The organism is Microbacterium sp. NPDC055599 (assembly GCF_053618975.1).
This window is the reverse complement of sequence record NZ_JBSHIM010000007.1, coordinates 20,348-43,968: the sequence shown is the minus strand read 5'-3', so window position 1 is coordinate 43,968 and position 23,621 is coordinate 20,348. Positions and strand designations below refer to the sequence as shown.

22 protein-coding genes are annotated in these 23,621 nt (G+C 69.6%); 11 read left to right on the top strand and 11 right to left on the bottom strand.

Annotated elements, in window-relative coordinates; translation table 11 throughout:
- Positions 1-28: 28 nt before the first annotated feature.
- From trmD to rpsP, 4 genes are read right to left on the bottom strand one after another with little or no spacing between them, the layout of a single operon-like run.
- Positions 29-736 (bottom strand): tRNA (guanosine(37)-N1)-methyltransferase TrmD, encoded by a 708-nt coding sequence (gene trmD, locus ACWGQ1_RS08255; protein WP_452312754.1) that lies wholly within the window; start codon positions 734-736, stop codon positions 29-31.
- Positions 737-748: 12 nt separating this feature from the next.
- Positions 749-1,357, bottom strand: a complete 609-nt coding sequence (rimM, locus tag ACWGQ1_RS08250) for a ribosome maturation factor RimM (RefSeq protein ID WP_136034591.1) — start codon at positions 1,355-1,357, stop codon at positions 749-751.
- Between the two features lies 1 nt (position 1,358).
- The gene (locus tag ACWGQ1_RS08245) at positions 1,359-1,589 is read right to left on the bottom strand and encodes an RNA-binding protein (RefSeq protein ID WP_136034588.1); all 231 of its coding nucleotides are present in this window, start codon (positions 1,587-1,589) and stop codon (positions 1,359-1,361) included.
- Between the two features lie 6 nt (positions 1,590-1,595).
- Complete coding sequence (gene rpsP / locus ACWGQ1_RS08240; protein ID WP_136037018.1) at positions 1,596-2,030, bottom strand: 30S ribosomal protein S16; 435 nt, start codon at positions 2,028-2,030, stop codon at positions 1,596-1,598.
- 207 nt (positions 2,031-2,237) lie between these two features.
- On the opposite strand from rpsP, the gene ACWGQ1_RS08235 reads away from it, so the two are divergent.
- Complete coding sequence (locus ACWGQ1_RS08235) at positions 2,238-3,389, top strand: glutamate--cysteine ligase (protein ID WP_136034584.1); 1,152 nt, start codon at positions 2,238-2,240, stop codon at positions 3,387-3,389.
- Between the two features lie 15 nt (positions 3,390-3,404).
- Here the strand turns inward: ACWGQ1_RS08235 and ACWGQ1_RS08230 are convergent, their stop codons facing one another.
- Positions 3,405-4,376 (bottom strand): sugar-binding transcriptional regulator, encoded by a 972-nt coding sequence (locus ACWGQ1_RS08230; protein WP_136034582.1) that lies wholly within the window; start codon positions 4,374-4,376, stop codon positions 3,405-3,407.
- A 103-nt stretch (positions 4,377-4,479) separates the two neighbouring features.
- Between ACWGQ1_RS08230 and ACWGQ1_RS08225 the strand changes: the two genes are divergently transcribed.
- The 3 genes from ACWGQ1_RS08225 (at position 4,480) to glpK (ending at position 8,584) form a co-directional block, all read left to right on the top strand.
- Complete coding sequence (locus tag ACWGQ1_RS08225; protein ID WP_136037017.1) at positions 4,480-6,189, top strand: glycerol-3-phosphate dehydrogenase/oxidase; 1,710 nt, start codon at positions 4,480-4,482, stop codon at positions 6,187-6,189.
- A 91-nt stretch (positions 6,190-6,280) separates the two neighbouring features.
- The gene (locus ACWGQ1_RS08220; protein WP_136034578.1) at positions 6,281-7,036 is read left to right on the top strand and encodes an MIP/aquaporin family protein; all 756 of its coding nucleotides are present in this window, start codon (positions 6,281-6,283) and stop codon (positions 7,034-7,036) included.
- Between the two features lie 33 nt (positions 7,037-7,069).
- Positions 7,070-8,584 carry a glycerol kinase GlpK gene (glpK, locus tag ACWGQ1_RS08215; RefSeq protein WP_136034574.1) on the top strand — a complete coding sequence of 505 codons (1,515 nt, stop codon included), beginning with the start codon at positions 7,070-7,072 and terminating at the stop codon, positions 8,582-8,584.
- Between the two features lie 52 nt (positions 8,585-8,636).
- Here the strand turns inward: glpK and ACWGQ1_RS08210 are convergent, their stop codons facing one another.
- Positions 8,637-9,530: a LysR substrate-binding domain-containing protein gene (locus ACWGQ1_RS08210; protein WP_452312753.1), complete on the bottom strand. Its 894-nt coding sequence runs from the start codon at positions 9,528-9,530 to the stop codon at positions 8,637-8,639.
- Between the two features lie 78 nt (positions 9,531-9,608).
- On the opposite strand from ACWGQ1_RS08210, the gene ACWGQ1_RS08205 reads away from it, so the two are divergent.
- A complete protein-coding gene (locus ACWGQ1_RS08205) occupies positions 9,609-10,523 on the top strand; it encodes an EamA family transporter (protein ID WP_452312752.1) in 915 nt (304 codons plus the stop codon).
- 3 nt (positions 10,524-10,526) lie between these two features.
- Here the strand turns inward: ACWGQ1_RS08205 and ffh are convergent, their stop codons facing one another.
- The gene (ffh, locus tag ACWGQ1_RS08200; RefSeq protein WP_452312751.1) at positions 10,527-12,083 is read right to left on the bottom strand and encodes a signal recognition particle protein; all 1,557 of its coding nucleotides are present in this window, start codon (positions 12,081-12,083) and stop codon (positions 10,527-10,529) included.
- Between the two features lie 36 nt (positions 12,084-12,119).
- Positions 12,120-12,707 carry a TetR family transcriptional regulator gene (locus tag ACWGQ1_RS08195; RefSeq protein WP_452312750.1) on the bottom strand — a complete coding sequence of 196 codons (588 nt, stop codon included), beginning with the start codon at positions 12,705-12,707 and terminating at the stop codon, positions 12,120-12,122.
- 93 nt (positions 12,708-12,800) lie between these two features.
- Between ACWGQ1_RS08195 and lipB the strand changes: the two genes are divergently transcribed.
- Positions 12,801-13,454: a lipoyl(octanoyl) transferase LipB gene (gene lipB / locus ACWGQ1_RS08190; RefSeq protein ID WP_136034564.1), complete on the top strand. Its 654-nt coding sequence runs from the start codon at positions 12,801-12,803 to the stop codon at positions 13,452-13,454.
- Positions 13,451-14,440, top strand: a complete 990-nt coding sequence (gene lipA / locus ACWGQ1_RS08185) for a lipoyl synthase (protein WP_136034562.1) — start codon at positions 13,451-13,453, stop codon at positions 14,438-14,440. Before lipB ends, lipA begins: the two co-directional genes overlap by 4 nt.
- 20 nt (positions 14,441-14,460) lie before the next feature.
- Here the strand turns inward: lipA and ACWGQ1_RS08180 are convergent, their stop codons facing one another.
- From ACWGQ1_RS08180 to smc, 3 genes are read right to left on the bottom strand one after another with little or no spacing between them, the layout of a single operon-like run.
- Complete coding sequence (locus ACWGQ1_RS08180) at positions 14,461-14,961, bottom strand: DUF2004 domain-containing protein (RefSeq protein ID WP_136034560.1); 501 nt, start codon at positions 14,959-14,961, stop codon at positions 14,461-14,463.
- 43 nt (positions 14,962-15,004) lie between these two features.
- The gene (ftsY, locus tag ACWGQ1_RS08175; protein ID WP_136034558.1) at positions 15,005-15,877 is read right to left on the bottom strand and encodes a signal recognition particle-docking protein FtsY; all 873 of its coding nucleotides are present in this window, start codon (positions 15,875-15,877) and stop codon (positions 15,005-15,007) included.
- 35 nt (positions 15,878-15,912) lie between these two features.
- Positions 15,913-19,461 carry a chromosome segregation protein SMC gene (smc, locus tag ACWGQ1_RS08170; protein ID WP_136034556.1) on the bottom strand — a complete coding sequence of 1,183 codons (3,549 nt, stop codon included), beginning with the start codon at positions 19,459-19,461 and terminating at the stop codon, positions 15,913-15,915.
- Positions 19,462-20,011: 550 nt separating this feature from the next.
- On the opposite strand from smc, the gene ACWGQ1_RS08165 reads away from it, so the two are divergent.
- From ACWGQ1_RS08165 to ACWGQ1_RS08150, 4 genes are all read left to right on the top strand, one after another.
- Positions 20,012-20,296, top strand: coding sequence for a hypothetical protein (locus ACWGQ1_RS08165; RefSeq protein ID WP_452312749.1), 285 nt, complete (start codon positions 20,012-20,014; stop codon positions 20,294-20,296).
- A gap of 131 nt (positions 20,297-20,427) precedes the next feature.
- Positions 20,428-21,507, top strand: a complete 1,080-nt coding sequence (locus ACWGQ1_RS08160; RefSeq protein WP_452312748.1) for a GNAT family N-acetyltransferase — start codon at positions 20,428-20,430, stop codon at positions 21,505-21,507.
- 99 nt (positions 21,508-21,606) lie between these two features.
- Entirely contained in the window at positions 21,607-22,302 is a 696-nt protein-coding gene (locus ACWGQ1_RS08155; protein WP_136034550.1) for an ABC transporter ATP-binding protein, read from the top strand.
- Positions 22,299-23,621, top strand: a complete 1,323-nt coding sequence (locus ACWGQ1_RS08150) for an FtsX-like permease family protein (RefSeq protein WP_452312747.1) — start codon at positions 22,299-22,301, stop codon at positions 23,619-23,621. The genes ACWGQ1_RS08155 and ACWGQ1_RS08150 overlap by 4 nt, the downstream gene beginning before the upstream one ends.

The window sequence follows — 23,621 nt, the reverse complement described above, 5'->3', positions numbered from 1 at the left end:
GGTGCGCGACACGCGTTCGGAGGTCGGTTCAGGCCTCCGCCGGTGGCAGGAGGTCCGGCCGACGGCGCCGAGTCCGTTCGATCTGCTGTTCGCGGCGCCAGGCCGCGATCGCCCCGTGGTTGCCGCTGAGCAGCACCTCCGGCACCGCACGCTCGCGCCAGACCGAGGGCTTCGTGTACGACGGGTACTCCAGCAGCCCGTCCTCGTGCGACTCCTCGACGAGGCTCTCCGGATTGCCGACGACACCGGGGATGAGCCGTCCGACAGCCTCGATCATGGCCATCGCGGCGACTTCGCCGCCGTTCAGCACGTAGTCGCCGAGGCTGATCAACCGGACCTCGCCCAGGCCGGACGCGTACTCGAAGACGCGCTCGTCGATCCCCTCGTAGCGGCCGCAACCGAACACGAGATGTCCCCGCGTCGAGAGATCGCGCGCCGTCGCCTGCGTGAAGACCTCCCCCGCCGGAGACGGGAAGATGAAGGTGGGAGCTTCGGGGCCGGACACGTCGGAACCGGCGATCTCATCGAGGGCGAGCCCCCACGGCTCCGGCTTCATGACCATGCCCGCTCCCCCGCCGTACGGGGTGTCGTCGACCGTGCGATGGCGGTCGTGCGTCCAGTCGCGGAGGTCGTGGACGCGCAGATCGAGCAGACCGGTGTGCCGAGCCTTTCCGAGCAGCGACAGCGTCAGGCCGTCGAAGTACGACGGGAAGATGGAGACGACATCGATGCGCACGGGGGAACCGTATCAGCGCGATTCGGAAGCGTCGTCCGCCTCCGTCGACTCGTCCGCCTGGGCATCCTCCGAGTCGGGGAGTTCCTCGAACAGACCGGACGGCGGCGTCACGATGACGCGGCCGCCCGCGACATCGACGGTCGGCACGATCGCCTCGACGAACGGCACCATGATCTCCTGCTCGCCCGCCTTCACGATGAGGAGGTCCTGGGCGGGGAAGTGATCGACGCGGACGACGCGACCGACCACGGTCTCGTCGCGGACGACGTCGAGTCCGACCAGCTGGTGGTCGAACCAGGCGTTCTCCTCGACCTCGTCCTCGTCCTGATCGATCCAGAGGATCGCGCGCACGAGGCTCTCGGCGGCCGTGCGGTCGTCGACGTCGTCGAAGAACACGACCGGGTTCCCGTTCATCACGCGGTACTCGCGGACGGTGATCTCCTTGCCGTGCCACGGAGATGCCTCGGGCACCTGCAACGTGAACACGGCCCCCGGGGTGAATCGGCCCTCGGGGTTGTCGGTGTACAGCTCCAGCTTCAGGGCGCCCTTCAGCCCGTGCGCCTTGACGAGCCGTCCGACGCGGAGCTGGTTCCTGCCCTGGCTGCGGTCCTTCGCCACCACGTCAGTCGTCCGCGACGTCGACACGAACGCGACGCCCGTCCGCGAGAGCGCTGACGAGGGTGCGCAGGGCTTTGGCCGTGCGGCCGCCGCGCCCGATCACGCGTCCACGGTCGTCGGGGTGCACGCGCACCTCGAGGAGGTCGCCTCGCGGCGAGGTGGATTCGGTGATGCGCACATCCTCCGGGTGATCGACGATCCCCTTGACGATGTGCTCGAGCGCGGCGGCAAGCACGATGGATTACTCGGCGTCGGCGGCGGGAGCCTCGGCGGCCTCCGCGTCGGCGTCAGCGGCGGGAGCCTCCTCAGCGGGAGCCTCCTTCTTCTCCGCCTTCGGCTTGATGACCGACTTCTTCGAGGAGTCGGCCTCGAACGCCGTCTTCTCCTCGGCGACCTTGAGCGTGGACTTCGCGTCCTTGTCGCCCTTGAAGATGCCCCAGTCGCCCGTGATCTTGAGGATGGCGGTGACCTGCTCGGTCGGCTGAGCGCCGACGGACAGCCAGTACTGCGCACGCTCCGAGTCGACCTCGATGAAGGAGGGCTCCTCGGTGGGGTGGTACTTGCCGATCTCCTCGATCACACGACCGTCGCGCTTGGTGCGCGAGTCGGCGACGACGATGCGGTAGTAAGGCGCGCGGATCTTGCCCAGGCGCTTGAGACGAATCTTGACAGACACGATTCTCCTGAATGGTGTGGAAGGAAACGAACCGATCGCCTGGAGAGTGGGGTGCACACCCGGCGGAAGCTCAATAGGGAGGACGAATGCTGGATAGAGGGTCGAGCACGTCGTCCGACCCTCTATTCTGCCAGATGCACCGGCCCCGCGCGAAACGCGGCGACACGGCGTGGCCGCGTGTCGGCGACGCCGTGTCAGACTGTGGTCGTGCAGCTCGACTTCGCCGCTTCGGCCCGCTCCACCGTCGGTCTCGAATGGGAGATCATGCTCGCCGATCCCGCGACCGGCGATCTGGTCGGCCGCGCGCCCGAGCTCCTCGCCGCGCTGGAAGCGGAGAGCGAGGATGAACGCCACACCGTGACCGGGGAGCTCCTCACGAACACGATCGAGGTCACGAGCGGCATCGGCGACTCGGTGGCCCACGCGGTCGACGACATCGCCAACGCCATCTCCGCGGTCCGGGCCTCCACCGACCCGGCGGGGATCGAGCTCCTCTCCGCCGGCAGCCACCCGTTCGCGCAATGGTTCGATCAGCAGGTGACGGACAAGACCCGGTATCACACCCTCATCGAGCGCACCCAGTGGTGGGGACGCAACATGATGATCTGGGGCATCCACGTGCACGTCGGCGTGGAGGACCAGCGCAAGGTGTTCCCGATCATCAACGCCCTGTCCGCCTACCTCCCCCACCTGCAGGCTCTGTCGGCGTCGAGCCCGTTCTGGGCCGGGGAGCGCACGGGATACGCCTCCAACCGCGCCCTGGTGTTCCAGCAGCTTCCGACCGCTGGGCTCCCCTGGCCGCTGCGCGACTGGGCACAGTTCGAGCGGTACCTCGACGACATGGTCCGCACGGGCGTCATGGCCGACGCGACGGAGGTGCGCTGGGACATCCGCCCCGCACCGCGCTGGGGCACGATCGAGGTGAGGGCGTGCGACGGGCTGTCCACGCTGTCCGAGATGGCCGCCGTCGCGGCTCTCGTGCAGGTGCTGGTCGAGCACTTCTCGCGGCTGCTGGACGAGGGCGCCGCGCTTCCCGAGCTTCCCGCCTGGTACCACCGGGAGAACAAGTGGCGCGCCGCCCGCTACGGCCTCGACGCTCGCGTGATCGTCGACGCGATCGGAACGCAGCGTCTCGTAGGAGATCATCTGGCGGAGAAGATCGAAGAGCTCGCCCCGGTCGCGGTCGAGCTCGGCTGCGGGCGGGAGTTCGCGAGCATCGGCGGCATCCTCGAGGGAGGCGCGAGCTATGCGCGTCAGTTGGCCGTCGCCGACGCGACGGACGGCGACCTCGCCGCGGTCGTGCAGCACCTGATCCGCGAGTTCCGCTCGGGGCCGGAGTCGTCGATCGACGGCGAGTGACGCCCCGTCGGCGGTTCAGTCCTCGATGAGCCGGCGCGCGAGGCCCTCGTCGAGCACGACGTCGGTGATGAGCTCCGCGGCGATCGCCGCCCGCAGGCTCGCGAGCTTCGGCACCCCGGACACGACGCACACCCGCCGGGGCACGCGCCGCAGACGGTCGAGGCCCGGCCCGGTCGCCCTGGCGTTGACGCGGATGTCGCGCCACGAGCCATCCGCGCGGAAGAACACGGTCGCGACGTCGCCGATCGCGTGATCCTCGCGGAGGCTCCGGTAGTCCTCACGCCCCAGATACCCGCCGACGTAGACGCGACTGGGGACCTCTGCCGCGGGCGAGCCGAGGCTGAACACCGCGATGTCCATCTTCGCCTGGAGGTCGAGCACCCGCCGTGTGCTGCGCTCCCGCCACATCGCCTCTCGCGTCGCGGGGTCGTCGAAGAACGCCGGGACCGGGAACTGCTGCACCTGCGCGCCGAACGCACTGCCGAAGCGCTGCAGGATGTCGCTGGAGTACTCCACACCGCTGGTCTGCGTGTTGCCGGCGCCGTTGAGCTGCACGAACGTGGTGTTGTGCGTCTCCTTCTGCGTGAGACCACGGCTGACGGCACTGATGGTCGATCCCCACGCGACGCCCACGATCATGTTGGAGTCGACGAACTGAGACAGGAGTCGTCCCGCTGTCAGGGCGACGCGCTCCAGCCGCTCCACCTCGCTCACGATCTCGGCCATCGGCACCACGTGTGCGACGACGCGGTGGCGATCGCGGATGCGCTGTTCGAGCATGCCGAGCCGTTCGAGCGGTGAGTTGATGCGGATGTCGACGAGTCCGCTCTCCCGCGCGAAGCTCAGCAGCCGTGAGACCGAGGACCGCGACGTGCCGAGCTCCGTGGCGATGACCTCCATGGTCTTGTCCTGCATGTAGTAGAGCTGAGCGGCGGTGAGCGCCGCGATCAGCTTGCTGTCGCGGGATTGCGCGCCGGAACCTGCCATGACTTCCTCCTGTCCTTCGATCCTTGCACATATGTGCAGCGGACTTGCGCGCCCACGTCAGACGGGTCGATGCTGGTGGCAAGCAAGGAAGAGAGGGTCGACGATGATCGATTCCACACACGCGTCCCCCGAGCGCGCGGACGTCCGCGCTGTCCGCGAGTCCGGACGCACCACCGTCCTCGTCATCGGCGGTGGCATCAACGGCATCTCCACGTTCCGCGACCTGGCGTTGCAGGGGGTCGATGTCCTCCTGGTCGAGCGCGGCGACTTCGCGTCCGGGGCCTCCGCCGCCTCCAGCCACATGATCCACGGGGGCATCCGCTACCTGGAGAACGGCGAGTTCCGCCTCGTCCGCGAATCGGTGGAGGAGCGCAACGGTCTGCTCAAGATCGCGCCGCACTACGTCAAGCCGCTGCAGACCACGATCCCGATCTACTCGACGTTCTCGGGCATCCTCTCCGCGCCGCTCCGCTTCCTCACCCACAAGAGCGGCAAGCCGAAGGAGCGCGGAGCGTTCCTGATCAAGGTCGGCCTCACGATCTACGACACCTTCTCGCGCGACGGCGGCACCGTGCCGCGCCACCGCTTCCTCGGACGTAAGAAGTCGCTCGCTGAACTGCCGTCGCTCGACCCGGACATCAAGTACACCGCGACGTACTACGACGCCTCGATGCACGACCCGGAGCGGCTCGCCCTCGACGTGCTGCAGGACGGGCGCGCCGCGCACCCCGGCGCCGTGGCTCTCAACTACGTCGAGGCGGTCGGTCGCGACGGCGACAGCGTGCTGCTGCGCGACCGCGAGAGCGGCACCGAGTTCGCCGTGTCCGCCGACGTGATCGTCAACGCGTCCGGCCCCTGGACCGACCTCACCAACGAGGAGCTCGGCCTCCAGAGCCGCTTCATGGGCGGCACCAAGGGCTCGCACATCGTGCTGGACCACCCGGAGCTGCTGGACGCCACCCGCGGCCGCGAGATCTTCTTCGAGCACTCCGACGGCCGCATCGTGCTGATCTATCCGCTGAAGGGCCGAGTGCTCGTCGGCACCACGGACATCGACGCCGACCCGCGCGAGGTCCCGGTGTGCACCGAGGAGGAGATCGACTACTTCTTCGATCTCATCCACCACGTGTTCCCGACGATCTCGGTGACCCGCGAGCAGATCGTCTACAACTTCTCCGGCATCCGCCCGCTCCCCCGCCACGAGGACACGGCCCCCGGGTTCGTCTCGCGCGACTACCGGGTAGAGGTCGACCGCCAGGGCGCCGTCCCGCTGGTGAGCCTGGTCGGTGGCAAGTGGACCACGTTCCGCGCGCTCGGCGAATCGCTGTCCAACCAGGTGCTCGACCTCCTGGGTCGCACGCGCACGGTGTCGACCGCGGGTCGTGCCATCGGCGGCGGACGCGAGTTCCCGCGCACCGAGAAGGCCAAGCGCATCTGGATCCAGGAGAACCTGCCGGGCGCCGGAGCACGTGCCGAGCAGCTGCTGGCCCGTTACGGCACGCGGGCGGCCGAGGTCTGGGCGCACGTCGAGCAGGGGCCGGACGCGCCCCTCGCCGGCGGCGACCTCTCCACACGGGAGCTTGAGTGGATGGTGCAGAACGAGATGGTCGCACGGCTGGAGGACGTGATCCTGCGCCGCACCAGCATCGCCTTCACGGGCGGCGCCAACGCCGAGGTACTCGACGAGATCGCTGAGGCGCTCGCTCCCCTCCTCGGCTGGGACCGCGAGCGGCACGATGCCGAAGTCGAGCAGACCCGCCTCCTCCTCAACGAACGACACGGACTCCACCTTCCGTCCCGCGCCCGCGGCTGACGGAAGTCCGACCACCGCCCTCCTCGCGGTGCTACCCCCATAGGGGGTCGGGGCAGAGGGGCCCCGACCCGTAAGAAAGGTCAATGAAGACATGACTGACGTCAATCTCGGTCTTTACTTCCTGTCCGAGCTCGTCGGCACGGCGATGCTGGTGCTGCTCGGCTGCGGTGTCGTCGCGAACGTCGCCCTGGCGAAGAACAAGGGCTTCGGTGGCGGCTTCCTGATGGTCAACTGGGGGTGGGGTCTCGCGGTGTTCGCCGGTGTCCTCGTCTCGGCCTACTCGGGCGCCATCCTGAACCCCGCCGTCGGCATCGGCCTGCTCGTCGCCGGCAAGATCGACTTCGCGATGTTCCTGACCGCGACCGGGGCGGAACTGCTCGGTGCGATCCTCGGTGCGATCGTCGTGTGGCTCGCCTACAAGCAGCACTTCGACGAGGAGCCCGAAGCGGCCAACAAGCTCGGCGTGTTCTCGACCGGCCCGGCCATCCGCTCCTACGGCTGGAACCTCGTCACCGAGATCATCGGTACGTTCGTGCTGGTGTTCGTGATCTTCGCGTTCGCCGACTACGGCGACATCGAGATCGGCACCCCCGGTGGCCTCGGCCCGCTCACGGCGCTTCCGGTCGCCCTGCTCGTGGTCGCGATCGGCGCCTCCCTCGGTGGCCCAACCGGCTACGCCATCAACCCCGCCCGTGACCTCGGCCCGCGCATCGCTCACGCCATCCTCCCGATCAAGGGCAAGGGCGCGAGCGACTGGTCCTACTCGTGGGTCCCGGTCGTCGGCCCGCTCATCGGTGGTGTCATCGCCGCCCTCGCGGCACCCGTTCTGCTCGGCCTCGCCGGCTGATCCCTACCCGCAAGCGAATTCAAAGGAGAACACATGGCTGACTACATCATCGCGATCGACCAGGGCACGACGTCGAGCCGCGCGATCATCTTCGACAAGAAGGGCAGCATCGTCGCCACGGGCCAGAAGGAGCACGAGCAGATCCTCCCGAAGGCCGGCTGGGTCGAGCACGACGCGGCGGAGATCTGGCGCAACGTGCAAGAGGTCATCGGACTGGCGCTCGGCCGTGCCGACCTGACCCGGCACGACATCGCCGCGGTCGGCATCACCAACCAGCGCGAGACCGCGGTGGTCTGGGACAAGACCACGGGCAAGCCGGTGTACAACGCGATCGTGTGGCAGGACACCCGTACGCAGGAGATCGTCGACCGTCTCGCAGCCGACGGTGGCGTCGAGCGCTTCAAGCCGGTCGTCGGCCTGCCGCTGGCGACCTACTTCTCCGGCACCAAGATCGCGTGGATCCTGGAGAACGTCGAGGGTGCGCGCGAGAAGGCCGAGGCGGGCGACCTGCTGTTCGGCACGACCGACTGCTGGGTGCTCTGGAACCTGACCGGCGGTGTGGACGGCGGCGTGCACGCCACCGACGTCACCAACGCCTCGCGCACGCTGTTCATGGATCTGGAGACGCTCGAGTGGCGCGACGACATCCTCGAGGTGTTCGGCGTGCCGCGGTCGATGATGCCGGAGATCCGCTCCTCCTCCGAGGTCTACGGCACCGCCGAGAGCTCGTCGCTGCTGCGCGAGACGCCGATCGCCGGGATCCTCGGCGACCAGCAGGCGGCGACCTTCGGTCAGGCGGCGTTCCAGAAGGGCGAGAGCAAGAACACCTACGGGACGGGCTGCTTCCTGATCTTCAACACGGGCGAGGAAGTCGTCCACTCGAAGAACGGGCTGCTCACGACCGTCGGGTACAAGCTCGGGGACCAGCCGACGCACTACGCGCTCGAAGGGTCGATCGCCGTGACGGGCTCGCTGATCCAGTGGCTCCGCGACCAGCTGGGGATCATCTCCTCGGCGCCCGAGGTCGAGAAGCTGGCGGAGCAGGTCGAGGACAACGGCGGCGTGTACATCGTCCCCGCGTTCTCCGGTCTGTTCGCCCCGTACTGGCGTCCGGACGCCCGCGGCGCGATCGTGGGTCTCACCCGCTACGCGAACAAGAACCACATCGCGCGCGCAGCGCTCGAAGCCGTCGCGTTCCAGACCCGCGACGTGCTCGATGCCGTCAACGCGGATGCGGGCGTGGACCTGAGCGAGCTCAAGGTCGACGGCGGCATGGTGGCCAACGACGCGCTCATGCAGTTCCAGGCCGACGTGCTCGGGGTCCCGGTCGTGCGCCCGGTCGTCGCCGAGACCACCGCGCTCGGTGCCGCCTACGCCGCCGGTCTCGCCGTCGGCTTCTGGAACGGGCTGGACGACCTCTCCGCCAACTGGCAGGAGGACAAGCGCTGGGAGCCGACGATGGACGACGCCGAGCGCGAGCGTCAGCTGCGGCTGTGGCGCAAGGCCGTCACCAAGTCGATGGACTGGGTCGACGAGGACGTGAAGTAGTCCGAGGAAGGATGAAGCGGGTCCGGGGTCTCCCCCGGGCCCGCTTCTCGTTTCACCCGCGATCCGATTCCTGGTTCCGCATCCCATCCAGGACGGCCAGCAGCGCCCGCGCCACGCCCCTCGGAGCCACGGCATCCCACGCGACGTATTCCGTCCGCTCGGGCCCGTCGCTCACCGCCACCGCGACCACACCTTCTGCGCCGTCGACCACCCCCGGGGCCAGAAGGGTCACGGCGAGCCCCGCCCTCACGAGTCCGAGAAGCAGCGGGGCGGTGTCGACCTCGAAGGCCACGTCCCGCTCGAGTCCTGCGGCGGTGAAGGCGGCGTCACTCTGCGCCCGACCCGATGTCCCGGCGGGGAAGTCCGCGAAGGCGCACCCGGCGAGATCGGCGAGCCGGAGCCGCCGCCGCGTCGCGAGCCCGTGGTCATGCGGCAGCACCGCGACCAGTCGCTGATGCTGGACCGCGCGAGACGCGACCCCCGCGGGTTCCAGGTCGCCGCGCAAGCCCAGCAGCGCGATGTCGAGGTCGTCGCGGCGGAGCGCGGCGATGAGCTCGTCGCTGTTGCCACCGCGCAGCTCCACCCGTGCCGAGGGATGCGCCTCCCGGAACGCGCGCAGAAGCTCCGGGACCGAGACCGCTGTCACGGTGGGGATCGCGCCGAGGCGGAGCGTTCCGGTCACCTCGCCGGCAACCGCAGCGACGGCATCCTTCGCCTGCTCGGCGGCGCGGACGGCGACCCGTGCATGCTCGAGGAACGCCTCGCCCGCCTCTGTGAGGCGCACACTGCGGCTCGATCGCGCGAACAGCCGATGGCCGAGCTCGCGCTCGAGCGCCGCCATCTGGTGGCTCAGCGCCGACTGCGTCACGAAGCACTGCTCCGCCGCGCGGGTGAAGCTCCCGGTCGCCGCGACCGCGACCACGTATCGCAGTTGCTGCAGATCCATCCGATCATGATCGCGTCTCATGGATACGATGACAAGCCCGCGTTGGACTCATGCGCGGGAAGCCCCCACGCTGGAGCCATGAACAGATGGCGCATCGTGCTGCTGACCGCTCTGGCCCCGCTGTCGTGGGGCACGACCTACCTCGTCACGACCGAGCTCCTCCCTCCTGGCCACCCGCTGTTCGCGGGGCTGCTCCGCTCGCTCCCGGCGGGTCTCGTGGCCGTGCTTCTCGCTCGTCGCCTGCCGCGCGGCACGTGGTGGCCGAAGATGCTCGTGCTGGGCGCGCTAAACATCGGCGCGTTCTTCCCGTTGCTGTTCCTCGCCGCCGAGCGGCTGCCCGGCGGGGTCGCCGCCGCGGTCGCAGGGGCGCAGCCGCTCATCGTGCTGGTGCTGGGTTCCCTGGTGCTCCAGGAGCGGATCAGGGCGGTGTCCGCCGCGGCCGCCGTGACCGGAGCGGGCGGTGTCGCACTGGTCGTCCTCGGTCCGGCGGCGCAGCTCGACCTCTGGGGCGTGCTCGCGGCGCTCGGCGGCGTCACCGCGACGGGCCTCGGCATGATCCTCACCAAGCGCTGGGGCCGTCCGCGGGACATCGGCCCCGTGGTCTACGCCGGATGGCAGCTCACCGCGGGCGGCCTGCTCCTGCTTCCCGTGACCCTCGCAGTGGAGGGCGTGCCGTCGTCCATCGACGGGGCCGCAGCGCTGGGCTACCTCTGGCTGGGTACGGTCGGGGGCATCGTCGCCTACACCCTCTGGTTCCGGGGCATCCAGCAGTTGCCGGTGATCGCGCCCGGCCTGCTCGCCCTGCTCTCGCCGCTCGTGGCCACACTGCTGGGCGTCATCGTCCTCGGGGAGAGCTTCACCGCGGTTCAGGGCGTCGGACTGGCCCTCGCTCTGGGTGCGCTCGTGGTGGGACAGCTGACGGCGCGGCCACGGCGAACACCGACGACGCCGACGATCGGCGAGGAGCCACCGGTGCCGGCGGCACGCGCCTGAGGATCAGCTCTTGCCGAAGAGCTTCTGGATCTCGGCGAGATCCGCCTCGGTGGGCGCAGGAGCTCCGCCGAGACCGAAGCCCGAGCCGTTCGCGGAGGCGGATGCTGCCAGGCCAGCGTTCTCGGCCGCCCGCTTGGCGGGGTTACCCGAGCGCGAGCGTCCCTGAGACCCCTTGCCCTTCTTGCCGCGCTTGGACGACGCTCCCGGCTTGCCCATGCCGGGCACGGGACCCATACCGGGGATGTTCGGCGTGCCACCGCGCGCGACCGTCTTCATCATCTTCGCCGCCTGGTCGAAACGCTGCACCAGCTGGTTCACGTCGGTCACGGTCATGCCGGAGCCCCGGGCGATGCGCAGACGACGCGACCCGTTCAAGATCTTGGGGTTACGCCGCTCCCCCGGCGTCATCGAGCGGATGATCGCCTCGGTGCGATCGATCTCCCGCTCGTCGAAGTCCTCCAGCTGCTGCTTCATCTGGCCCATGCCCGGCAGCATGCCGAGCATCTTCTTCATCGAGCCCATCTTCTTCATCTGCTGCAGCTGCTCGAGGAAGTCCTCCAGCGTGAAGGCCTCGTTGGCGAGCTTCTCGGCGACCTTCAGCGCCTCTTCCTCGTCGAACGCCTGCTGCGCCTGCTCGATCAGGGTCAGGATGTCGCCGAGGTCGAGGATGCGGCTCGCCATGCGGTCGGGGTGGAACGGCTCGAGGTCTTCGAGGCGCTCACCGGTCGAGGCGAAGATGATCGGCCGGCCGGTGACGGAGGCGACCGAGAGCGCCGCACCACCTCGGGCGTCACCGTCGAGCTTCGACAGGACGACGCCGGTGAAGTCGACGCCCTCCTGGAAGGCCTTTGCCGTGTTGACCGCATCCTGACCGATCATCGCGTCGATGACGAACAGCACCTCGTCCGGGTCGACCGCCTTGCGGATGTCGGCGGCCTGCTTCATCAGCTCGGTGTCGACACCGAGGCGTCCGGCGGTGTCGATGATCACCACGTCATGCTGCTGGCGACGGGCGTGCTCCACGCCGTCGCGCGACACCTTCACCGGATCGCCGACGCCGTTGCCCGGCTCGGGTGCGTACACGGTCGCACCGGCCTGCTCCGCGACGACCTGCAGCTGGTTGACGGCATTCGGACGCTGCAGGTCGGCGGCGACCAGGAGCGGGGTGTGCCCCTCCCCCTCCAGCTGCTTCGCGAGCTTACCGGCGAACGTCGTCTTTCCGGAGCCCTGGAGCCCGGCGAGCATGATGACGGTCGGCGCCGTCTTGGCGAACTGTAGACGACGCTGTTCCCCGCCGAGGATCTGCACGAGCTCCTCGTTCACGATCTGCACGACCTGCTGGGCGGGGTTCAGCGCCTTGTTGACCTCGTCGCCGAGCGCGCGCTCGCGCACCTTCGCCGTGAAGTCCTTGACGACCGCAAGAGCGACGTCCGCATCGAGCAGCGCGCGACGGATCTCGCGCACGGTGCCGTCGACGTCGGCGGCAGTGAGCTTCCCCTTCGTGCGGAGGTTGCGGAAGGTCTCGGTGAGACGGTCGGAGAGCGTTCCAAAGGTAGCCATGGTGCTCCCGATTCTACGCGAGCGCCGACGACTCGCTCAGCCGGACCACGGGAGGTCGTGGATCGCGCCGAGGGCGTCGTCGAGCACGGCCTGCGGGGTTCCGAGCCCCGCGCCCTGCTCGGCCCACACGCGCAACGCGGAGAACACGGCGGCCGCGAGGGCTGCGCCGAGGATGTCCGCCCTGATCACGTCGACACCGGAGCCACGGGCCGCGGTGGCGATCGCCTCCGACAGCCGCGCCAGGCGCACCCCGGTGTCGCGGACGAGTTCCTCCTGCAGTCCCATCGCGCCGGCGTTGCGCAGAGCGAGCGCGAGCGGGTCCGGCGCGAAGTCCCGCACGATGCCCCGCAGGATCCCGCCCACGGCGTCGCCGTCCGCCTCGCGCCCGAGGCCCTGCAGGCGGTCGACGGCCTCCTCGATGCGCTCGTCCACGGCGGACCACAGCACGTCGCTCTTGGAGGTGAAGTAGTTGAAGAAGCTGGAGCGGCTCACCCCGGCGCGCTGCGTGATGTCGGCGACCGACGTGGCGTCGTACCCACGCTCCAGGAACAGCTCGCACGCCGCCTCCGCGAGCGTCTCGCGCGACGACGCCTTGGGGCGGCCAGCGCGGCCGGTGGAGTTCATACCCTCACGCTACCGCGCGCGGCGAGTCGCGCTCGGGCGTCACAACAGGGCGTATTCTTAGACGCAATCCAACTATTTCGGAGGCGAGACTTCATGCTCGACATCCTCACCCCCGGGTTCTCCCCGACCCCCGTGCCGTACCTCGACGGCTGGGACCTGCAGCGCCGCGTGCACGCCGATGTGCTCTCCGGCGCGCGTCCGGACACGCTGATCCTGCTCGAACACGAGGCCGTCTACACGGCGGGCAAGCGCACGGAGCCGCACGAGCGACCGCAGGACGGCACCCCCGTGGTCGACGTCGACCGCGGCGGCAAGATCACGTGGCACGGCCCGGGGCAGCTGGTCGGCTACCCGATCGTCCGCCTCCCTGAGCCCATGGATGTCGTCGCGCACGTGCGCCGGCTCGAGCATCTGCTGATCGACGTCCTGCGACCGTTCGGCGTCGACGGCTACCAGGTGCCCGGTCGCAGCGGGGTGTGGGTTCGCCGCCCCCTCTCCGAGGACAAGGTCGCCGCCATCGGGGTGCGCGTGCAGCAGGGCGTGACCATGCACGGCTTCGCCATCAACTGCGCCAACTCGCTCGCACCGTTCCGCGACATCATCCCGTGCGGCATCACCGACGCCGGTGTGACCACGGTCAGCGAGGTCTCCGGAGCCGTCGTCGAACCCCGCGACCTCGTGGACGCCGTCCGCGCCGCCTTCCTCGCCGAATACACCGACATCGCACGGACGGGAGTCCCCGCATGACCGCCGCCCCCGAGGGCCGGAAGCTCCTCCGACTCGAGATCCGCAACGCCGAGACCCCCATCGAGCGCAAGCCCGAGTGGATCCGCACCAAGGCCAAGATGGGGCCGGAGTACACCGCCCTCCACTCGCTCGTGAAGAGCGAAGACCTCCACACCGTGTGCCAGGAAGCGGGCTGTCCCAACATCTTCGAGTGCTGGGAGGACCGCGAGGCGACCTTCCTGATCGGCGGATCCCAGTGCACTCGGCGCTGCGACTTCTGTCAGATCGACACCGGCAAGCCCGCGGACTACGACACCGATGAGCCACGCCGCGTCGCCGAGAGCGTCGTGCGCATGAACCTCCGCTACGCCACCGTCACGTGCGTCGCCCGCGACGACCTTCCCGACGGCGGCGCCTGGCTCAACGCAGAGACCGTCCGCCAGATCCATCGCCTCAACCCGAACACCGGCGTCGAACTGCTCGCCACCGACTTCAACGGCGACCCGGATCAGCTCGGCGTCGTGTTCGAGTCCCGGCCCGAGGTGTTCGCCCACAACGTCGAGACCGTCCCGCGCATCTTCAAGCGCATCCGGCCGGCCTTCCGCTACGAGCGCTCGCTGGGAGTGCTGACCCAGGCGCGCGACGCGGGACTCATCACCAAGTCGAACCTGATCCTGGGCATGGGCGAGGAGCCGGAGGAGGTCGTGCAGGCCCTGCAGGATCTTCACGACGCCGGCTGCGACATCATCACCATCACGCAGTACCTGCGGCCGTCGCCGCGGCACCTCCCCGTCGCCCGCTGGGTGAAGCCGGCCGAGTTCGTCGAGTTCAAGGAGGAGGCGGAGCGGATCGGCTTCCTCGGGGTGCTCGCCGGACCGCTGGTGCGCTCCTCGTACCGTGCCGGACGCCTCTGGGCGCAGTCCATGGTCTCGAAGGGGCGGGAGATCCCGCCGCACCTCGCGCACATCGCCGAGGGCGCCGACCTCGGGTTCGCCCAGGCCGTGTGATCTGCGGGGTGAGCGCCGGGTCAGTCAGCGCTCATCACGGACTGCACGCTTCCGTCCGAGCCGAGGTTCACGAGCAGCACGTCGTCGGTCGCACTGTCGTCGAGCGCGTACTCGAGCACCGCGAAGGGCTCGGACCCGCCATGCTCGTCCGCCAGGATCGTCATGCTCATCAGGCGCAGCGAGCGGATGATGTCCACCGCTGCATCGCCGGACACGTCCACCAGCACGTCCGGCAGGTCGTCGCCGAAGGCCTCCTGCTGCTGAAGGATGTACTCGGTCACCTCGCTCGTCCGGTCATCCACCTCGGACAACATGCCGCGGCGGGCCGTGGCGTCGACGTTCTCCAGTCCTGCGATCAGCGCGGCGGCGATGTCGAGGGCATCAGCGGACACGTCGTCCTGGTCCGGAGCGGTGAGGTCGACCGTCACGCTCTGGTCACCGAGCTCGACGGTCTCCGACCAGAAGATCGAGCCGTCGGGGCCCGACGACAGCAGTCCGAAGTAGTCGTGTTCGATCGCCATAACGCTATGAAACCAGCCTCGTGCTCAGGGCGGTAGCCCTGTGTCAGCCGACCAGCGCCTGCACGAACACGTGCGGGGTGAAACCGGTCAGATCGTCGATGCCCTCGCCCTGTCCGAGCAGCTTCACCGGGATCCCGGTGCGCTCCTGAACCGCGAGAACGAAGCCGCCCTTGGCCGACCCGTCGAGCTTGGTCAGCACGAGCCCGGTGACGCCGGCGTGCTGCAGGAACGTCTCCGCCTGCATGACCCCGTTCTGCCCCGTCGTCGCGTCGAGAACCAGCAGCACCTCGCTGATCGGGGCCTGCTTCTCCACGACCCGGCGGATCTTGCCGAGCTCGTCCATCAGCCCGCCCTTGGTATGCAGACGACCGGCCGTGTCGATGATCGCGATCTCCATGCCCTCGCGCTTGGCGTACTCCACGGTCTGGAACGCCACAGACGCCGGGTCCTGCCCCTCGTGCTGCGGGCGGACGATCGCCGCCCCTCCGCGCTGCGCCCAGGTGGCGAGCTGGTCCACGGCGGCGGCACGGAACGTGTCGGCGGCCCCCACCACGACGCTGCGCTGGTAGCCGCGCAGGAACTTGGTGAACTTGCCGATCGTGGTGGTCTTCCCGACCCCGTTGACGCCGACGACGAGCACGACGGCCGGGCGCTCGGTGAGCTTGAGCGTCGTGTCGAACTTCGCGAAGTGCTCCTCGAGCGTCTCGCGCAGCATGCGCTGGAGGTCGCGGGGGTCGGTCGTGCGGTACTTCGCGACCTTGTCGCGGAGCTCGTCGACGATGCGCTCGCTGATGTCCGGCCCGAAGTCGGCCGTGATCAGGGCGGTCTCCAGGTCTTCCCACGTCGTCTCATCGATCGTGGGCTTGACGAACATGCCGCGCAGGGCGCGACCGAGAGACCAGGACTTCTCTGCCATCCCCCCAGCCTACGGGTAGCGGTTCGCTACGCCGGTCAGCTCGCCGCGGCGGCCGCGCGGTCACCGACGCGCTGACCGACGACAGCGGACACGCCGTCCTGGCGCATCGAGACGCCGTACAGCGCGTCGGCGATCTCCATCGTGCGCTTCTGGTGCGTGATCACCAGGAGCTGAGATGTCTCCCGCAGCTGCTCGAACACGGTGAGCAGCCGGCCGAGGTTCGCATCGTCGAGGGCCGCCTCCACCTCGTCGAGGATGTAGAACGGGCTGGGACGCGCCTTGAAGATCGCCACCAGCAGCGCGACAGCGGCCAGCGACCGCTCCCCTCCGGAGAGCAGCGACAGGCGCTCGATCTTCTTCCCGACGGGCCGCACCGAGACCTCGATGCCGGTCGTGAGCATGTTGTCCGGGTCGGTCAGGGAGATGCTCCCCGTCCCACCGGGGAACAGCAGCGGGAAGACCTGGCCGAACGCCTCCTTGGTGTCCTCGAACGCACTGGCGAAGATGGTCTGCATCCGCTCGTCGAGGTCCGCGATGATCGTCAGCAGATCCTGACGGGTCTGGGTCAGGTCGGCGAGCTGCTCCGTCAGGAAGGCGTGGCGCTGCTCGAGCGCGGCGAACTCCTCCAGGGCGAGCGGATTGACGCGGCCCAGCTGGGCGAGCTTCCGCTCGGCCTCGGCCAGTCGGCGCTGCTGGATACGACGATCGAACGGGATCGCCGTGTCGTCGAGCAGTTCGTCCGCAGGGGGCTCCACTCCGGGATCGCGCGGAACGAGCTGATCAGGTCCATATTCCGCAACGAGAATATCTTCGTCGAGCGACAGCTCGGAGGACACACGCTCCAGCAGGCTGTGCAGGTGGAGCTTCTTCTCGTGGATCTGCAGCTCCAGGCCGTGCACGCTCTCGGTGAGGCCGGCGAGCCGCTCGCGCAGCGACGTCTCCTGCTTCCGGAGCGCCACCAGCTCCTCGTTCTGCGCTGCTCTGGCGGCCTCCGCCTCGGCGAGAGCCACACGGGCCTCGGTCACCGAGCGGTCGAGCGAGTCGAGGATGCGCGGAAGCTCCTCTGCCACCCCGGAGGCGGCCTCCCGCTGTGCCCGACGGATCACTGCACGGCGGGCGGCCTCGGCGGCGGCGTCCCGCTCCTGCTCGCGCTGCCGTTCGAGCGTCGCGACCCTCGCCTGCGCCGCACGCACCCTCTCGCGCAGCGTCTCGACCTCGAGCCGCGCGCGCACCTCTCCCTCGCGGGCGAGCTCGAGAGCCTCGAGCAGACCGTCGCGGGCAGACGCGTCCAGCACGGGACGCGGCGCGGCCACGGCCTCGTCGAGCTCCGCACGGGCCGACTCCGCCTTCGCCTCGGCATCCGCGACTGCAGCCTGGGCCTGCGCGAGCCCCGACTCCAGGCGCTCGCACTCGGCCACGGCGGACTCGTGCCGCACCGTGACGCGGTTGACCTGCTCGGCGTGCGTGGCCAGGGCGGCATCGTGCTCGCGCAGCGCCCGCAACGCGTCCTTGGCCTGACGCCGTGTCGCCTCCACCTGCTCGTCCGCCTCGATCCGCGCCTCCCGGAGCGAGTCGACGACGATCTGGATCTCGGCGAGCCGCTCCGTCGCCGCGTCGCGCTCGGCCGCGAGCTCGAGACGCGACCGCTCACCACCGGAGCCCGTGCGCAGCGTCTGCGCGGTGATCACCTCGCCGCTGGTCGTCACGATCGTCGTCCGCGTGTCGGACAGCGCATCCAGAGCGGCTCGCGCCGAGCGCGCCGCATCGAGGTCTTCGGCGATCAGCACATGCGACAGGATGCCCAGCACGCCGTCGGGTGCGGTCACCACGTCGATCGCGGACGTGACACCGTCGACGGGAGGCGCGGTCGACTCGGGGCGCAGAGCATCCGCCACCACGAAATCCACGACCCCACGGCGCTCCGCCGCAGCCAGGGCCGCCAGCGTGAACGCGGCGTCCGCGCTGTCGATCAGCACGCCCTCCGCGAGCGGACCGAGGACCGCGGCGATCGCCGCCTCGAACCCCGGCCTGACCTGCACCGCGTCGCCGACCAGTCCGCGGACTCCCGCGCCACCGGCCTTCACGATCTCGGCGGCACCACCGGACAGCGACAGCGCGCTGCTCAGCGCCGCCGCCTTCGCCGTGAGCGAGTCGACCTCGCGCTCCGCGGCGTGGAGCCGTTCGCGCAGCGTCTCGCGCTCGGCCTCCGCCGCCGTCGCCGCCCGCTGCGCGCTCTCATAGGCGGCAGCGTGCTCGACGGCTGTGCCCTGCGGTGCCTCGGCGTCCTCGATCGCCTCCAGTGCCTCCGCCGCCTCCCGCCGCCGTTCGTTCGCCGCTTCGAGCGCATTCTCCTGGCGCAGCACGGCACCACGCACCGCGGCAAGGGCCGACGCCGCCGCATCAGCCGTACCGCGCAGGGCCGTCAGGCGCATGTCGTACTCCGACACGAGCGCGCTCTGCTCCGCGATGTCGACGTCGAGCGTGTCGAGCTCCGCCCTGGCGTGCACGACCTCGCGGCTCGCCGCGACCGCGGCATCCTGCGCATCGCCCAGCCCCGAGGAGATCGTCTCGATGTCGTCTTTCGCCTCGTCGATCGTCGCCTGCGTCACCGTGACCGCGGTCACGGCGGCATCGTCCTCCTCCGAGCCGAGCAGAGCGAGACGCTGATTGGCGAGGGTGTACAGCCCCCGCATGCGCTCCTGGACCTGCTCGAGCCCGAAGGCCACGCCGCGCGCCGCATCGACGGCGACGGAGTTCTGGTCCTTCTCGAGCCGCGCGATGCTCGCGCGCACCGCCTCGGCCTGATCCGACAGCACGAGGCGCTCCGTGTGACGCTCCTGCTCCGTGCGGGTGTGGTCGGCCAGGGCCGTGCGCAGGGCGACTACGTCGTCCGCGAACAGCCGGGCCTTCGCATCGCGCACCACGGCCGCGATCGTCTGGGCCTCCCTGGCGATCTCGGCCTGACGGCCCAGCGGCTTCAGCTGCCGCCGGATCTCACCGGCTAGGTCGCTCAGACGCGTCAGGTTGGCCTCCATGGCGTCGAGCTTGCGGAGGGTCTTCTCCTTGCGGCGTCGGTGCTTGAGGATCCCCGCCGCCTCCTCGATGAAGCCACGGCGATCCTCCGGCGACGCCTGCAGCACGGTGTCGAGGCGCCCCTGACCCACGATCACATGCATCTCGCGGCCGAGACCCGAGTCGCTCAGGAGCTCCTGCACGTCGAGCAGTCGGCAGCCCTCGCCGTTGATCGCGTACTCGCTCGATCCGTTGCGGAACAGCGTGCGGCTGATCGTGACCTCGGCGTACTCGATCGGCAGTGCTCCATCGGCGTTGTCGATCGTGAGCTGCACCTCGGCTCGCCCGAGGGGCCCTCGCGTGGAGGTGCCGGCGAAGATGACGTCCTCCATCTTGCCGCCGCGGAGGGTCTTCGCGCCCTGCTCCCCCATGACCCAGGCGAGGGCGTCGACCACGTTGGACTTGCCGGAGCCGTTCGGACCCACGATGCAGGTCACGCCGGGCTCGAAGACGAAGCTCGTCGGCTGGGCGAACGACTTGAACCCCTTGAGCGTCAGGCTCTTCAGATGCATGCGGGCACCGCTCGTCGGGGGAGAATCACGTCGCTACGCTACCGGAATCGCGCGGATTCCCACGGATCCCGCGCGGGTCTCGGAGCGAGCTCCTCCGGCGGCGACACGCCGGCGCTAGCACGAAATGCTTGACGATCGGCTGAGAGTTTCGCTACGGTTGGCCTCCGGATCGCCACACGAAAGGAGGTTACCGATGATGATCACTCAGCACACCGCGAAGGCCAACGGCCGCACCGCGCCCGCGCACACCGCGCCGAACCGTGCGTACTCGGTAACCGCCGGCGACCGCCTCGGCACGATCTGCTAGAACCGTCGCCCGGGATGTGACGCCTCTCCGAGGCCATCCGTCCTGCCGGTTCCCCCGCGCCACCACCCTCTGACCCGCACCGCGGAGTCATGGATTCCCCGCCGCCCTCGGCACGCGCTCTCGCATTCTCGCGTCAGCGCATCCCCGAGCGGTCGCCACCGTCCGCACCGTCTCCGGCCGGATCCTCGGCCTGCGCCGGTGCTTCCGCACCCCCTCCCATCACGCAACCTCGAAGGAATCATCGTGAACACCACGCTGTACCGCAGCACCACCCACCCGCCCGATATCGAGGACCGTGAGGTCCTCCCCCTCCCCCGCGACGACGAACGGCGACAGCTCCGTCTGACGGACCGCCTGTCCCTCCGGATCGGCCTCTGGCTGCTCCAGCGGGCTCAGCGGCCGCGGCGGGCGCGCCGAGGGCTGACCCTCGACCCGGCCGACCTGTTCCTCGTCGGAGAGCAGCGTCACCGCTCCGCAGCGGAGTCGAACGCCATGCTCATGTTCGACATGCAGCGGGGAATGCGCTGATCCGCATGACCGCTTCGCACGCCGTCGACACCGCACCTTCGGTCTCCTCCGCCCCGTCCGTGGGCGGAGGAGACCGTGGACGGCCCTTCGCCGTCTCCCCCGCAGCCGCCCGCCACCCCGAAGGAACCGACATGACCATCGCGGAACTGACCATCTCACCGCTGACCGTCCCCGCCGCGCTCGACGCTGACGACGCCGCCGACTTCCGCGCGTACGGCGAACTCAACCGGCAGATCTGCGACGAGCAGGTCGGTATCCCGGATCTCGCGCCGGATTCCGCGCAGATGCTCCCGGGCTGGCAAGACGACACCGACTCCCTCGACCTCGGCTTCGTCGCCCGCGACGGTGCCGACATCGTGGGCATGGTGACGGTGTCCTTCGCGCAGGAGGCGGACGCGAACGCTGCCGAGGTCGACCTGCTCGTGTCTGAGGCACACTGGGGCCGAGGCATCGAGGACGCGCTCCTCGCACGAGCCGAGAGCGAGGCACGGGCCCGCGGGCGCAGCGTGCTGCAGATCTGGAGCCTGCATCGTCCGGAGGAGACATCTCGCATGCTGGTCCCTCGGACCGGATGGGGCCGCATTCCGGCGACGCCGCTGAGCGACCTCGTCGACGCCCACGGATTCACACTGGAGCAGGTCGAGCGCAACAGTGAATTCGACCTGCGCGCGGACCCCGCTCCCCTGGAGGCCGCTCTGGCCGAGGCCACGCAGGCCGCAGGACCCGACTACCGCGTGGTGGAGTGGCTGCTGCCCACACCGCCCGAGCTCCGCTCCGGGTACGCGGCGGTGCTGGCGCGGCTGTCGACGGACGCTCCGAGCGGCGACATGGACTTCGTCGCGGAGGTCTGGGACGCCGACCGGGTGGCCCGGCGAGATGCACGGTTGACGGGCGCCGGGCAGACGGTGTCCGTCGTCGCCGTGGAGCACGTACCCACCGGCGACATCGTCGCGTACAACGAGCTGGTCATCGGAGCGGAGCGCACCGGCGTCACGCATCAGTTCGGCACCCTGGTGTCCAAGGACCACCGCGGGCATCGTCTGGGCATGATCGTGAAGTGCGCGAACCTGCTCCGCTGGCGTGAGCTCGTGCCGGATGCCACCGTGGTCTCCACCTTCAACGCGGAGGAGAACCGGCCGATGCTCGACATCAACGAGGCGATCGGGTTCCGCCCGGTCTCGTACGCGGGAGCGTGGCAGAAGAAGCTCTGATCCCGCGGGAGCCGGAGTCATCCTCCTGGATGACTCCGCTCCCGGACGGTCATCCGGACGGCCGACGACGTGGGGGCCGCGCGCGGGAAGGCTGGAATCATGAACGCATTCGTGATCGAAGCTCACGCTCTCACCAAGACCTTCGGGGCCACGCGCGCCCTCGCCGGCATCGACCTCGCCGTGCAGCGCGGAGAAGCCGTGGCCATCATGGGCGCCTCCGGATCGGGCAAGACCACTCTGCTGCACGTGCTCGCGGGCATCACGGCCCCCGACGCCGGCAGCGTCACGTTCCACCCGTCCGCCGGCGGACCCGTCGAGGTCACCGCACTCGGGGAATCCGCGCGCTCGCGCCTGCGTCGCGAACGATTCGGCTTCGTGTTCCAGCAGGGACTCCTCATCCCCGAGCTCACCGCGGTCGAGAATGTGGCCCTGGCCTCCATGATCAACGGCGTGGCGAAGAAGGATGCCATCCCGCACGCCGCCTCCTGGCTTGCCGCGCTCGGACTGGCGGGAATGGAGGATCGACGCATCGGCGAACTCTCCGGCGGTCAGGCGCAACGTGTCGCGATCGCGCGCGCGCAGGCGACGGGGGCCGAGATCGTCTTCGCGGACGAGCCGACCGGCGCGCTCGACTCGCACACCTCCGCAGAGGTGATGGATGCACTGCTGTGGTCGACCACCGGCCAGGGACGCACGCTGGTGGTGGTCACGCACGACGCCGACGTCGCGGCACGCTGCACCCGTACGGTCGCCGTGCGCGACGGGCGCGTCGTCTCCTCGGCGGTGGACGCATGAACGCCGGCGTGCTGACGCTCCTCCTGCGGCCGGCCCGCGGAGAGAACAGCGTCCTCGTGCTCCCCGTCGTCGCCTTCGGCATCGTCACCACCCTGGTCCTCACGGTGATCGGCGGTGCGCAGTCGTTCTGGCGGTGGTCCGATGACACTGCTGCCCTCTACCAGGCACTCGCTGGCATCGCTCTCGTTCTCCTCGTCGTGCCGCTCATGTCCCTCGGTGGTGCGGCCGCCCGACTGTCAGCGCGCCGTCGCGACGAGAGGCTGTCGACACTCCGCCTGCTCGGTGTCACACCCGCGGGGGTGACGGTCGCCACCGTGGCGGAGTCGCTGCTCGTGGCAGCCGTCGGCGCCGCGATCGGGGTGGCGGGTCACCTCGCGATCAGTCCGCTCATCGGCTTGATCCCGTTCCGCGGCGCACCGCTCGGGTTCGATGCTGTGCTCCTGCCGCCCGTTCCGATCCTCCTCGTGGTCGCCGTGGTGCTGCTGCTGGCCGTGGTGAGTGCCTCCATCGGTCTGCGCCGCGTGGTGATCTCGCCGCTGGGAGTGCGCACTCGGGCCGTCGTCACCAAGATGCACTGGATCCGTGCGGTGATCGCCGTGGGGGGATTGGCGATCGCCTTCGTGCTCATCAAGGCGGTTCCCGCCATCGCCGGCGGGATGATCGCCGTCATCGTGCTGTGTGGCCTCTACGCCGCGGCGCTCGCCGTGCTGAACCTGGTCGGCCCCTGGGCACTGTCGATCTGGGCACGCACGAGCCTGCGCCGGGCACAGGAGCCCGACCGCATGCTCTCGGCCCGCATCGTCCTGGATGCGCCGAAAGCTGCGTGGCGTCAGGTCGGTGGCATCGCGATGGCGAGCTTCATGGCCGTCTTCGCGGGGACCGGTGTCGCGCTCATGGCGGAGATCGACGGTCCTGGTGCATCCGGGGCCGACGCGACGCTCGCCGCCGATATCCGCACCGGACTCATCATCACCCTGATCGGATCGTTCCTCATGGTGGCGGCATCCGTGGGCGTCAATCAGGCTGCGGACGTGATCGATCAGAGAGACCTCCACCGAAGCCTGCACCAGCTGGGGATGCCGATGGAGATGATCGATCGCGCCCGCCGACGCTCCATCGTCGCCCCGGTGCTCGTGACCTCTCTCGGCTCCGCCCTCTGCGCCGCGTTCCTCGTGTTCCCCCTGCTCGGAATCGCACTGATCACGGCGCCCGTCTCGATCGCCACCATCGCCGTGGTTCTCGTCACCGGGATCGGGCTGGTGTGGGCGAGCACCTGGGCGACGCGGCCGCTCCTCGGGCGAGCCTTCCAGCCGGTGTGA

What these genes read in the sequence shown, in the direction of transcription:
- ACWGQ1_RS08230 (WP_136034582.1), bottom strand. Translation starts at nt 4,376, where the DNA reads ATGGCAGGTTCCGGCGCGCAATCCCGCGACAGCAAGCTGATCGCGGCG.
- ACWGQ1_RS08225 (WP_136037017.1), top strand. Translation starts at nt 4,480, where the DNA reads ATGATCGATTCCACACACGCGTCCCCCGAGCGCGCGGACGTCCGCGCT.
- ACWGQ1_RS08220 (WP_136034578.1), top strand. Translation starts at nt 6,281, where the DNA reads ATGACTGACGTCAATCTCGGTCTTTACTTCCTGTCCGAGCTCGTCGGC.
- glpK (WP_136034574.1), top strand. Translation starts at nt 7,070, where the DNA reads ATGGCTGACTACATCATCGCGATCGACCAGGGCACGACGTCGAGCCGC.
- ACWGQ1_RS08210 (WP_452312753.1), bottom strand. Translation starts at nt 9,530, where the DNA reads ATGGATCTGCAGCAACTGCGATACGTGGTCGCGGTCGCGGCGACCGGG.
- ACWGQ1_RS08205 (WP_452312752.1), top strand. Translation starts at nt 9,609, where the DNA reads ATGAACAGATGGCGCATCGTGCTGCTGACCGCTCTGGCCCCGCTGTCG.
- ffh (WP_452312751.1), bottom strand. Translation starts at nt 12,083, where the DNA reads ATGGCTACCTTTGGAACGCTCTCCGACCGTCTCACCGAGACCTTCCGC.
- ACWGQ1_RS08195 (WP_452312750.1), bottom strand. Translation starts at nt 12,707, where the DNA reads ATGAACTCCACCGGCCGCGCTGGCCGCCCCAAGGCGTCGTCGCGCGAG.
- lipB (WP_136034564.1), top strand. Translation starts at nt 12,801, where the DNA reads ATGCTCGACATCCTCACCCCCGGGTTCTCCCCGACCCCCGTGCCGTAC.
- lipA (WP_136034562.1), top strand. Translation starts at nt 13,451, where the DNA reads ATGACCGCCGCCCCCGAGGGCCGGAAGCTCCTCCGACTCGAGATCCGC.
- ACWGQ1_RS08180 (WP_136034560.1), bottom strand. Translation starts at nt 14,961, where the DNA reads ATGGCGATCGAACACGACTACTTCGGACTGCTGTCGTCGGGCCCCGAC.
- ftsY (WP_136034558.1), bottom strand. Translation starts at nt 15,877, where the DNA reads ATGGCAGAGAAGTCCTGGTCTCTCGGTCGCGCCCTGCGCGGCATGTTC.
- smc (WP_136034556.1), bottom strand. Translation starts at nt 19,461, where the DNA reads ATGCATCTGAAGAGCCTGACGCTCAAGGGGTTCAAGTCGTTCGCCCAG.
- ACWGQ1_RS08160 (WP_452312748.1), top strand. Translation starts at nt 20,428, where the DNA reads ATGACCATCGCGGAACTGACCATCTCACCGCTGACCGTCCCCGCCGCG.
- ACWGQ1_RS08155 (WP_136034550.1), top strand. Translation starts at nt 21,607, where the DNA reads ATGAACGCATTCGTGATCGAAGCTCACGCTCTCACCAAGACCTTCGGG.
- ACWGQ1_RS08150 (WP_452312747.1), top strand. Translation starts at nt 22,299, where the DNA reads ATGAACGCCGGCGTGCTGACGCTCCTCCTGCGGCCGGCCCGCGGAGAG.